The sequence below is a fragment of the Frigoribacterium sp. CFBP9029 genome, assembly GCF_034045305.1.
In the GTDB taxonomy this organism is placed as follows: Bacteria; Actinomycetota; Actinomycetes; order Actinomycetales; family Microbacteriaceae; genus Frigoribacterium.
Map to the genome: position 1 here is coordinate 355551 of NZ_JAXCWB010000002.1, position 10765 is coordinate 366315.

Below are 10765 nucleotides of genomic sequence, written 5' to 3' on the forward strand. Positions count from 1 at the left end.
CCGCGAGCCGTCAGACGGCGGGTGCGCGCCTGGTGCCGCCGAACGCGAGGGCGACGTCGAGTCGCCACGAGGTGGGCTCGCCCGAGACGTGGGTGGTGCCGACGAAGCGCAGCAGGTCGCCGGCGCGGAGGCTGAGCACCCCGTGCACGTCGTCGCTGCCCTCGAGCCAGAAGGCGATGTCGTGCTCGTCGAGCAGGTCGTCGTCGACGGTCGCCCCGAAGCTGGCCCCGTCGAACTTGAGCGGCACGTCGCGGAACCGGAGGCGCGGCGGCGACTCCGTCCAGTCGGCCGCGGCGGGCACCCGCTGGGCGACCACGACCGCGTCGATCACCCCGTCGTCGTCGAGCGTGACGCTCGAGGCCTGCAGGTCGACCCCGAGGTCGTCGTCGTCGATGCGAAACCGATTCTCCACACGATCACGCTACCGAGATGAGCGGCCGGGCGGAATGGGCTGCGAGCGCCGATGGTTCGCCCGGTCATGAAGAAGCGCATCGGGTTCCTGTCGTTCGGCCACTATCAGGACGTCCGCGGGTCGGCGACCCCGACCGCCCGGGAGGCGCTGGTCCAGTCGATCGAGCTGGCCGAGGCCGCGGAGGAGATCGGCATCGACGTGGCCGCCGTGCGCGTGCACCACTTCGTGCGTCAGCTGGCCAGCCCGTTCCCGCTGCTGGCGGCCATGGCGGCGCGCACCAGCCGCATCGAACTCGGCACCGGCGTGATCGACATGCGCTACGAGAACCCGCTGTCGATGGCGGAGCAGGCCGCGGCGGCCGATCTGATCAGCGCAGGGCGACTGCAGCTCGGCGTCAGTCGGGGATCACCCGAGCCGGCCCTCCACGGATGGGAGTCGTTCGGCTTCACGCCGGCGGACGGCGAGAGCGACGCCGACCTCGCTCGTCGGCACACCGAGCTGTTCCGGGCCGCGATCGGCGGAGCGGACGTCGCTCGGTCGGACCCGAAGATGACCGGCTGGTCTCAGGGCCTGTCGATCGAGCCGCAGTCCCCCGGTCTCGGCGAGCGCATCTGGTGGGGTTCGGGCAGCCGGGCCACCGCCGCCTGGACCGGGCAGCAGGGCATGAACCTGATGAGCAGCACCCTGCTGACCGAAGACACCGGTGTCCCCTTCGATCAGCTGCAGGCCGAGCAGATCGAGCTCTATCGCCGGGCATGGGCCGACGCGGGTCACACCCGGGAGCCCCGCGTCTCGATCAGCCGCAGCGTCATCCCGATCACCACCGACGAGGACCGCCGCTACTTCGGCGTGCGCGCCCAGGCCGACGGCGGCGACCAGGTCGGTCTGCTCGACGGCGTGCAGTCGCGCTTCGGCAAGAGCTACATCGGCGAGCCCGACGTCATCGCCGAGCAGCTGGCGGCCGACGCGGCCGTGCAGGCCGCCGACACCGTGCTGCTCACCGTTCCGAACCAGTTGGGCGTCGAGTACAACGCCCGCCTGCTGCAGACCGTGGCGGAGCACGTCGCTCCCGCGTTCGGCTGGGTGCCGAACCTGGTGCCGGCGGCCTGACCCGCGCCTCCTCGGCTCGAGGGGTCGGGACACGCCGCGTCGCATCGGAGGCGCGCGGCATGTCGTGACTCCTCGACGAGCCGCTCGACGGGTAGACAGGAGCGCATGTTCACCGACATGCCCGAGACAGCCCTCTGGGAGCACCGCAGCACCCAGACCGAGCCCGACGACTTCGACGCGTTCTGGGCCGCCACCCTCGACGAGACCCGTGCGCACCCCCTCGACGTGCGGGTCGAGGCGGTCGACACCGGACTGACGACGGTCGACGTGTACGACGTCACCTTCGCCGGCTGGGCCGGGCAGCCCGTGCGGGCGTGGCTGCGAGTTCCGGCCGGTGCGACCGGGCCGTTGCCCGCCGTCGTGCAGTACGTCGGCTACGGGGGCGGCCGCGGCGCCCCCACCGAGAACCTGTTCTGGTCGGCGACCGGCCACGCGCACCTCCAGATGGACACCCGCGGCCAGGGCTCGGGCTGGAGCCGCGGCGACACCCCCGACCCCGACGGCTCGGGGCCCGCCCACCCCGGCGTCATGACGCGCGGCATCGACAGCCGTGAGACGTACTACTTCCGACGCGTGTTCGCCGACGCCGTGCGTGCCGTCGAGGCCGCTCGCTCGCTCGAGGTCGTCGACCCCGCACGGGTGTCCGTCGTGGGCGGCAGCCAGGGCGGCGGCATCGCGCTAGCCGTCGCCGGCCTCGTGCCCGACCTCGCCGCCGTCGCGGCATACGTGCCGTTCCTCTGCGACTTCCGCCGAGCCAGCGTGATCACCGACGCCGACCCGTACAAGGAGATCGGACGGTACCTGGCCGTCCACCGGCACCGCGCCTCCTCGGTGCACGAGGTCCTGTCGTACTTCGACGGGGTGAACTTCGCTCGCCGCGGCAGTGCTCCCGCCGTGTTCACCACCGCGCTGATGGACCCGATCTGCCCGCCGTCGACCGTGTTCGGCGCGTTCCACGCCTACGGCGGACCGAAGGACATCACGATCTGGCCGTACAACGGGCACGAGGGCGGCGGGCCCGAGGACGACCTGCTGGCGCTCGCCGCGTTCCGCCGCGCGTCCGCCTGAGCCGGCTCTCCGGACTCGAAGAGTCACGACACGCCGAGGGGACTGCAGGAGGCGCGGCGCGTCGTGACTCCTCGAGCGCGGTCTCCGAGGCGGCGGGAACATCGGGCGGCCGCGTCTGGTTGGCTCCGGGCATGAAGTCGATCGTGTACACCGAGACCGGACCCGCCACCACCGTGCTGCAGCTCGTCGACCGCGAGGTGCCCGAACCCGCCGCCGGCGAGGTGCGCGTGCGCGTCGTGTGGTCGGGCGTCAACCCCACCGACTGGAAGTCCCGAGCCGGCGGCGAGCCGGGCGAGAGCCTGCCGTTCGACGAGGTCACCCCGAACCAGGACGGCTCGGGCATCGTCGACGCCGTCGGCGAGGGAGTCACCGGGCTCTCGGTCGGCGACCGGGTCTGGACGTACCTCTCCGCCTACCAGCGCCCGACCGGCACGGCGCAGGAGTTCACCGTGCTGCCCGCACGACTCGTCGTCCCGCTGCCCGCCGGCATCGGACTCGACGTCGGCGCCGCGCTCGGCGTCCCCGCGATGACCGCCCACCGCGCGCTCACCGTCTGGGAGGACGGCCCGAGCCGCCTGACCCCCGGCAGCCTCGACGGCGCGACCGTTCTCGTCGCCGGAGGCGCGGGTGCCGTCGGTCACGCCGCCATCCAGCTCGCCCGCTGGGCCGGTGCAACGGTCATCACGACCATCAGCTCGGACGCCAAGGCGGCGCTGGCCACCGCCGCCGGCGCGCACCACGTCGTGAACTACCGCACCGGCGACGCCGCCGCCGAGATCCGCTCCATCGCACCCGACGGGGTCGACGTCGTCGTCGAGGTCGCCATCTCACAGAACGCCGACCTGCTCGCCGACGTCGTCGCCCACCGCGCCTCCGTCGCCATCTACGCCGACAACGGCGGCGACACGACGACGATCCCGATCCGCGCGAACATGATCACCAACACGCGGTACCAGTTCGTGCTGCTGTACACGGTCGGCGCGGCGGCGCTCGACGCCGCGGCGGAGGACGTCACGGCGGCCCTCCGCGACGGGGTGCTGCCGATCGGCGAGGCCGCGGGCCTGCCGGTGCACACGTTCCCGCTCGCCGAGACCGCGGCCGCGCACGAGGCGGTCGAGGGCGACATCGTCGGCAAGGTGCTGATCGAGGTGTCGGCCGAGTAGCCGTCGGCCGCGCTGCCGCCGCGAACCCCGTTCGCGAAGATGAACCGCCGTATATCGCGGTTCATCTTCGCGAACGGGGTTCATCGCTGCCGGGGCGGCGGCAGGACGGGCGGGCGGCGGGCGGGCGGCACGGCGGGCGGGCGGCGGGGCGGGCCTGGCTAGGCTCGGAGGGTGAGCGACCCTGCCAGCCGACCCGTTCCTCCCACCCCCGTCAGCGCCGTCCAGGCGCAGGCGCTCGACCGCGGCGAGCTGCCCCCGGTCGAGGAGGTGCGGCACGGAGTCTGGTCGATCCCGTTCCCGTTCGGCGACGGCGACTTCTCGCTCGGCTACCTGGTCGAGGGCTCCGACGGCGCGCTCACCCTCATCGACCCCGGGTGGGCCGACGACGCGAACCTCGACCGGCTCGAGGCCGCACTCCGCGAGATCGACCACACGATGGCGGACATCGCCCTCGTGGCCATCACCCATCTGCACGCCGACCACCTGGGTGGTGCCGATGCCGTGCGCCGCGCCTCCGGAGCCCGCATCGCCCTGCACGCGTCCGAGCAGCGCGCGCTCGACGAGCGCACCGCCGACGCCGCCGCAGCCGACGCCGACATCGCCCGCTGGGGCGCACCGGCCGACGACGAGGAGGCGCTGGTCGCGTCGTGGGGATCGGGTCGCCACCTCCCCCGCGTCACCGCCGACCTGCTGCTCGCCGACGGCGACGAGCTGCCGATCGCCGGGCGACGACTGCGCGCCGTCCACACCCCCGGTCACACCGCCGGGCACCTCTGCTTCGTCGAACCGGATCAGCGGCTGATCTTCACCGGCGACCACGTGCTGCCGCGCATCAACCCGGGCATCGGGCTCGGCGGCCGGGCGGACGGCAACCCCCTCGACGACTACCTCGCGTCGCTCGGTCGGGTCATCGCCCTCGACGTCCCGGGGGCGGACGCCCTCGAGGTCTGCCCGGGGCACGAGTTCCGGTTCGTCGGTCTCTCCGACCGGGCGCAGGCCCTCGTCGATCACCGTGCCGCCCGCAGCGCCGACGCCGCAGCCGCGCTCGACGCTCTCGCGGGGGCGCGCGAGAGCCCGACTGACGCCGACACGACAGTCGCCAGCGCGACCGATGCCCGCACGACGCACGCCGGTACGACCGACCCCAGCGCGTCCGATGCCGGCACGACCGACGCGTCTCTCGACCGTCCGACGGTCTGGCAGGTCGCCGAACGCATGTCGTGGACCGGCGGCATCGCCTCGCTGCACGGCTACCGGCTCGGCTCGGCGCTCGCCCAGACCGAGTGGCACGTGCAGGCGCTCGGCCGACTCGGCGAACTCCGACCGTCCTCTTAGGCGACGGGCCTACCGTCGGGGCCGGCCCCGTGGCAGCGCGATCTCGCACCCGAGACGACCCGCGCCCGAGACGCCATCGAACCGACACACCGCCGACACTCCGGAGATGCACGACATGACCAGCCCCGCCTCCTCCCGCCCACGCACCGCTCTCGTCCTCGGCGGCGGCGGCATCACCGGAATCGCCTGGGAGCTCGGCGTGCTGTCGCGCCTCCTCGAGGCCGGTGTCGCCCTCGACGACGCCGATCTGGTGGTCGGCACGTCGGCCGGCTCGGTCGTCGGCACGATGGTGCGGCTCGGACGCGTGGACGAGGGTCTGCGCGAGCAGTACGAGGCGGTCACGGAGCTGCCGACCGGCTCGATCGACCCCGAGGCGTTCCAGCAGACGCTCGGTCAGGCGCTGATGGGCGCGACGGACCAGCAGGAGGCGCGGGCCCGCATCGGCGCGCTCGCCCGGCAGACACCGGTCACCGGCGACGAGCCCGCCCTGCTCACGACGATGCGCGCGCGATTCGGCGACGTCGGCTGGCCGACCTGCGCGTTCACGGTCTGCACCGTGGACGCGACCGACGGCGCCTTCCGCCCCCTCGACGCCGACTCGGGCGTCGACCTCCACCGGGCCGTCGCCGCGAGCTGCTCGGTGCCCGTCGTCTGGCCCACCGTCGAGATCGACGGGCGCCCCACCATGGACGGCGGGGTCCGCTCGGGCACGAACGCCGACGTGGCCGACGAGTACGACCGGGTGCTGGTGCTCTCGTGCGGCCCCGAGCTCGACGTCTCGCCGCTCGGGCCGACGCTGCCCCAGGTCGTCGCGGCCCGCCGTGCTGCCGGGCGCGAGGTGCTCGTGATCCAGGCGGACGCCGAGGCTCTCGCGGCCTTCGGCGGCGACGTGCTGTCGACCGCCACCCGCCGCCCCGCTGCCGAGGCCGGACGACGCCAGGCGGAGGCGCTGCTCGACGACGTCCGCATGTTCTGGACCGGCGCGGCCGCCTGATCCGCCGGCCGGGCGGGTCCGGCGAAGACGGGCGCGTCCGGGCGACCGTCCTGGCCGGACTCGCCCGCATCGTCCGGCGCACCGGGCGCGCGGGCCGCGCGCACCTGCGGGCCGGTACCCTCGGGAAGTGACCACCGCCTCATCCCCGCTCCGCATCGCGCTCGTGTCGCTGCACACCTCCCCCGGCGCCGAGCCGGGCTCGGGCGACGTCGGCGGGATGAACGTCGTGGTGCGCAACCAGGCCGAGGCGCTCGGCGCCGCCGGCCACCGGGTCGACATCGTCACGCGACGCTCGTCGCCCGACGAGCCGCCCCGCGTCGACCTGTCGCCGGGTGTCACGCTCCACTTCGTCGCGGCGGGCCCCGCCGAGCCCGTCACGAAGGGCCGCAACGAGCTCTTCGTCGACGAGTTCCGCGACCGTCTCGCCGACCTCGGTCCATGGGACGTCGTGCACTCCCACCACTGGTTCTCGGGCATGGCCGCCCTGCCCGTCGCCCGAGCGCTCGGCGTGCCCCACGTGCAGAGCTTCCACTCGATCGCGGCCGCCGACTCGACCCCCCTCTCGCACGGGGAGCGCGCGGAGTCCCCCGGCCGCCTCGCCGGCGAGGCCCACCTGGCCCGCGAGTCCGACGCCGTCGTCGCCATCAGCCGCGCCGAGGCCGAGACCGTGCTGACCCGTCTCGGCGGCAGCCCCGATCGCGTCGCCGTCGTGCTGCCCGGCGTCGACAGCGAGCTGTTCCACCCGCTCGACGGCACGGTGTCGGACGAGACGGCTCACGAAGACACCGCATCGGAGGGCACCGCGGAGGCGCGGGTCGTCGACCCCGCACGCCCCTACGTCGTCGTCGCCGGGCGCCTCGAGCCGCTCAAGGCCCCCGACCTCGCCATCCGCGCGGTCGCCGCCGTGCCCGCGGAGGTGCGCCCCGACCTGGTGATCGCCGGCGGCGCGTCGACGGAGTTCGCCGGCTACGAGGACGACCTCCTGGCCCTCGTCGACGAGCTCGACGTCACCGTGCGCTTCGTCGGCCCCCGCACGCGCACCGGTCTCGCGACGCTCCTGCGCGGAGCGCGCGCAGTGCTCGTGCCGTCGCACTCCGAGACCTACGGCCTGATCGCCCTCGAGGCGGCCGCCAGCGGGGTGCCCGTCATCGCCGCCTCCTCGGGCGGACTCCGCGAGAGCGTCGTCGACGGCGTCACCGGCGTCGTGCTCGACTCGCGCGATCCCGACGTCTGGGCGGCCGCCATCACCCGCGTCGTCCGCGACGTCGAGTGGGCCGGGCGACTCTCGCGCGCCTCCCGGGCCAGGGCGCTCGACCACCCGTGGGCGTGGTCGGCCGCCGAGCTGGCCGACGTGTACTGCCGCGTCGCGGGCAGCGACGACTGCTCCGAGCTCGCGTCCGCCGGAGTCCGCCGCTGACCGTTCGGCGACGGGTCACCGACGCACGGCCTCCGGGGCCCGGTCGGCAGGGTCGCCCGACGCCCCCGGCTCGGACGCCCCCGGCTCCGATGCTCTCGGCTCCGATGTCAGGGGCCCGGCCTATGCTCGGATGCGACCAGACGACCCGCATCGACCGGAGGCCCTCATGACCGACGACACCCTGCTGACCGAGCTCGCCGAGCAGGAGGAGCGCCTGGTCTTCCGTCGCTTCACCACCGACACCGCTCTCGATCTCGGTGCGTTCCTGCTCGCCGAGGCGCGTCGCCGCGGTCTCGCCGTCACCGTCACGGTGCGCAAGGGCCGCCAGCGGGTCTTCCACGCCGCGCTGCCCGGCACGTCGCTCGACAACGACGAGTGGCTCGACCGCAAGGCCCGCGTGGTCGAGCGCTACGGGCAGAGCTCGTACCGGGTCGGCGAGTCGTTCCGCGTCGCCGGGTCCACCTTCGACGAGAAGTCCCGTCTCGACACCGACCTCTACGCCGCCCACGGCGGTCTCTTCCCGGTGACGGTGGTCGGGGTGGGCGTCGTCGGGTCCGTCGGGGTGTCGGGGCTGCCGCAGGCCGACGACCACGCCCTGGTCGTGGAGGTGCTCGACGACTTCCTGGCGCACGGCTACGACTCCTGAGCCGATCGTGCCCGCACCGATCGCGCCCGCACCGAGCGAGGCCGATGAGCAGGCGGCCGCGCAGCTCCGCGCGTTGCTCGCCGACACGGCCCGCGACCTCGCCGCGCGTGACGCCCGCACCGAGGCGCTCGCCCGCTACCGGCCGTCGCGCCGGATCGTCGTCGTGAAGACCGCCGACTCGCTCGAGCCCGTCGGCCGGGCCTGGCGCCTCGGCGTGCTGCTGCTCGAGACCGACGGCCGTGTGCACGAGACGGGTCGCATCACCCGGGCCCTCGAACCGACCCGATCGCAGAACCTCTCGCCGTCGGTCGAGAGGCGCAAGGCCGAACGGCGGGCTGCGGCCCGGGGTCACTTCACCGAGGGCGAGGTCGTCGACTACGCCTATCTGCCCATCGACCTCTCGACCGCGGCCCTCGTCGCCGGCGACCAGCGCCTCCTCGTCTCCGACGGCCGGGCACTGGTGCGCTGGGGCGCCGGGCCCGGCGAGGTACGCGACGCGGCGGCGTACCTGGCCGACCGAGGCGACCTGCTCTAGGCGATCCGCTCCTGGCGATCCGCGCTAGGCGATCTGCTCTAGGCGACCTGCTTTAGGCGATCTGCTCCAGGCGACGTGCTCAAGGGGACGTGCTCCAGGGGGGGGCGGGCGTCGTCGGCGAGGCACGCCGCGCCTCCTCGGCTCGCGCCCAGTGAGGGTCCGAGACCGGACGATATCCTCGGACTCCGTCAGACGCCTCCGAGCCGTCTGCTCCATCCGCCCGACCGAGAGGCCCACCTGTGCGCCGAGTGCTGATCGCCGCGTCGATCGTCTTCTGCGCCGCGGTGCTGGCTCTCGTCGTCGCGCTCGTGATGGTCGTGTCGTCGTTGGCGGCGCCGCGCGATCAGGTGGCGCGACCCGTGACTCCGCCGGTGACCTGCCCCGCGGTCGACCCGGTCATGGTGGGCGACATCGAGGTGCCTGCCGGTCCGGTCGCCGGCTACTGCCAGGACCGCCTGATCAACGCGGCGTGGATCATGCAGGCCGCCCGGGCGCAGGGCATCGGCGAGCACACCCAGGCGATCGGCGTGATGACGGCGATGGGCGAGTCCAGCCTGCGCAACATCGACCACGGCGACGCGGTCGGCCCCGACAGTCGCGGGCTCTTCCAGCAACGCGACAACGGCGCCTGGGGAACCTATGCCGAGCGGATGGATCCGTACTCGGCGGCCACCCGGTTCTTCTCGAAGCTCGTGGCGATCCCCGGCTGGAAGGAGCTGTCGCCGACCGAGGCGGCGCACGCCGTCCAGATCAACGACGACCCCGACCACTACGCGCGGTGGTTCCCCGAGGCCGAGCAGGTGGTCGCGGCGCTGTCGGGTTCGACGTCTCCCTGACCCGGGGGCCGCGCGTCGTTCGCAGGCCGACCCGCGCCTCCTCGGTGTTCGCGTCGAGTGGTCGGAAGATGCCGTTCATCTGAGCCCGAAGGACCTTTTCTGACCACTCGAGGCCGCCAGCACGGAACCGAGGAGGCGCGGGTCACCAGCCGAGCGTGCCGGGCGGTCCCTTGAACGGGCCGACGATCGCGTCGGTGATCCAGCCGCCGTAGAAGTCGCCCTCCTGCGCCCGCACGGTCTCACCGTCCATCTCGATCGACTCGACGCGACCCGGGTAGAGCGCGACATGGTCGACGAGCTGCTCGTACCCCGCCCACGGGGACGGATAGAACCAGCCGGCTCCGCTCGACCGGTCCGCCCCGCCCCGCAGATCGACGTAGCCGGCGCTGCCCTTGAACTCGCACATGCTGGATCCGTCGCCCCGGGTCAGGGCGCCCTCGACGAACGCGCTCCGCGGCAGGTAGTAGACCGGCGGGTGGCTGGTCTCGAGCACGCGGAACGAGCGGGTCGTGTCGGCCACCACCTGCCCGCCGAGTCGCACGACGATGCGCTCGGTGCGCGCCTCGACGCGAGGGGGTCGGGGATAGTCCCAGACGGACTCCTGACCGGGGCCGGGGATGTCGCGGTCGGGTCGGCGGACGCTGCGTCTCATCCCGCCATCGTGCACCCCGGGCCGACGAGTCGTCGGGGCGATGCTCAGGCCCGGACGACCGCGGGTGCCGAACGGAGCGTCGACGACAGGCCGTCGAGGGCCGCGACGCCGCCCGTGGCTCCACGCGCCGACGCGACGAGCAGCTCGAGCGCGGCCCGGGCGGTCGTCGGCGACACGTCGACGTGCTGACCGACGCTGAGCGCGAGGTCCTCGAGATCGGCGGCGAGGGAGGCGAGTCGCGAGGCCGGGATGTCGCCGCGATCGATGGGACCACCCGCCGAAGCGCCGACCGCATGCTGCTCGAGACGCTCGACGAGCAGTCGCGCCTCGCGGGCCGTGGACTCCGCGGTCGGACGCAGCACCGACGGCACGGAAGGACCCCGGCCCACCCCGAGCGCGCTCAGACGCAGCCCCCGCACCAGCTCCGTCGCGACGTCGCCCACCCGGAGCCCGTCGTGCACGGACGGCAGCGCCCAGGCCGCCGCCAGCTCGGGTCGCTCCAGCAGCCGGACGGCCACGGAGGCGCAGGCCAGGAAGGCCGATCGGGTCTCGGTCACGGGAACCATCCTCGCATCGCCGCCGAGACGGGGACGACCG

The 10765-nt window shown here is 73.9% G+C and carries 12 protein-coding genes; 9 read left to right on the top strand and 3 right to left on the bottom strand.

Going from position 1 to position 10765, the window contains the following annotated elements; genetic code table 11:
• Positions 1 to 10 precede the first annotated feature (10 nt).
• On the bottom strand, positions 11 to 412 hold the full coding sequence (locus tag SOM11_RS04205; protein ID WP_192060478.1) for a hypothetical protein: 402 nt from the start codon (positions 410 to 412) through the stop codon (positions 11 to 13).
• 66 nt (positions 413 to 478) lie between these two features.
• Between SOM11_RS04205 and SOM11_RS04210 the strand changes: the two genes are divergently transcribed.
• From SOM11_RS04210 to SOM11_RS04250, 9 genes are all read left to right on the top strand, one after another.
• The gene (locus SOM11_RS04210; protein WP_320477258.1) at positions 479 to 1522 is read left to right on the top strand and encodes an LLM class flavin-dependent oxidoreductase; all 1044 of its coding nucleotides are present in this window, start codon (positions 479 to 481) and stop codon (positions 1520 to 1522) included.
• 105 nt (positions 1523 to 1627) lie between these two features.
• Positions 1628 to 2590, top strand: a complete 963-nt coding sequence (locus SOM11_RS04215) for an acetylxylan esterase (RefSeq protein ID WP_320477259.1) — start codon at positions 1628 to 1630, stop codon at positions 2588 to 2590.
• Positions 2591 to 2721: 131 nt separating this feature from the next.
• Positions 2722 to 3753, top strand: a complete 1032-nt coding sequence (locus SOM11_RS04220) for an NADPH:quinone reductase (RefSeq protein WP_320477260.1) — start codon at positions 2722 to 2724, stop codon at positions 3751 to 3753.
• A gap of 171 nt (positions 3754 to 3924) precedes the next feature.
• Entirely contained in the window at positions 3925 to 5088 is a 1164-nt protein-coding gene (locus tag SOM11_RS04225) for an MBL fold metallo-hydrolase (RefSeq protein ID WP_320477261.1), read from the top strand.
• A gap of 106 nt (positions 5089 to 5194) precedes the next feature.
• Positions 5195 to 6082, top strand: coding sequence for a patatin-like phospholipase family protein (locus SOM11_RS04230; protein ID WP_320477262.1), 888 nt, complete (start codon positions 5195 to 5197; stop codon positions 6080 to 6082).
• Positions 6083 to 6209: 127 nt separating this feature from the next.
• A complete protein-coding gene (locus SOM11_RS04235; RefSeq protein WP_320477263.1) occupies positions 6210 to 7499 on the top strand; it encodes a glycosyltransferase in 1290 nt (429 codons plus the stop codon).
• 166 nt (positions 7500 to 7665) lie between these two features.
• On the top strand, positions 7666 to 8145 hold the full coding sequence (locus tag SOM11_RS04240) for a heme-degrading domain-containing protein (protein WP_243216322.1): 480 nt from the start codon (positions 7666 to 7668) through the stop codon (positions 8143 to 8145).
• A gap of 7 nt (positions 8146 to 8152) precedes the next feature.
• Complete coding sequence (locus SOM11_RS04245; RefSeq protein WP_320477264.1) at positions 8153 to 8680, top strand: hypothetical protein; 528 nt, start codon at positions 8153 to 8155, stop codon at positions 8678 to 8680.
• A 239-nt stretch (positions 8681 to 8919) separates the two neighbouring features.
• The gene (locus SOM11_RS04250; RefSeq protein WP_192060486.1) at positions 8920 to 9516 is read left to right on the top strand and encodes a hypothetical protein; all 597 of its coding nucleotides are present in this window, start codon (positions 8920 to 8922) and stop codon (positions 9514 to 9516) included.
• Between the two features lie 142 nt (positions 9517 to 9658).
• On the opposite strand, the gene SOM11_RS04255 is transcribed toward SOM11_RS04250, so the two are convergent.
• Together SOM11_RS04255 and SOM11_RS04260 are read right to left on the bottom strand one after the other, a co-directional pair.
• Positions 9659 to 10168, bottom strand: a complete 510-nt coding sequence (locus SOM11_RS04255; protein ID WP_192060487.1) for a DUF427 domain-containing protein — start codon at positions 10166 to 10168, stop codon at positions 9659 to 9661.
• A 44-nt stretch (positions 10169 to 10212) separates the two neighbouring features.
• A complete protein-coding gene (locus SOM11_RS04260; protein ID WP_320477265.1) occupies positions 10213 to 10725 on the bottom strand; it encodes a hypothetical protein in 513 nt (170 codons plus the stop codon).
• Positions 10726 to 10765 lie beyond the last annotated feature (40 nt).

Coding starts and splice junctions, on each gene's coding strand:
- SOM11_RS04210 (WP_320477258.1), top strand. CDS start 479: ATGAAGAAGCGCATCGGGTTCCTGTCGTTCGGCCACTATCAGGACGTC.
- SOM11_RS04215 (WP_320477259.1), top strand. CDS start 1,628: ATGTTCACCGACATGCCCGAGACAGCCCTCTGGGAGCACCGCAGCACC.
- SOM11_RS04220 (WP_320477260.1), top strand. CDS start 2,722: ATGAAGTCGATCGTGTACACCGAGACCGGACCCGCCACCACCGTGCTG.
- SOM11_RS04230 (WP_320477262.1), top strand. CDS start 5,195: ATGCACGACATGACCAGCCCCGCCTCCTCCCGCCCACGCACCGCTCTC.
- SOM11_RS04240 (WP_243216322.1), top strand. CDS start 7,666: ATGACCGACGACACCCTGCTGACCGAGCTCGCCGAGCAGGAGGAGCGC.
- SOM11_RS04255 (WP_192060487.1), bottom strand. CDS start 10,168: ATGAGACGCAGCGTCCGCCGACCCGACCGCGACATCCCCGGCCCCGGT.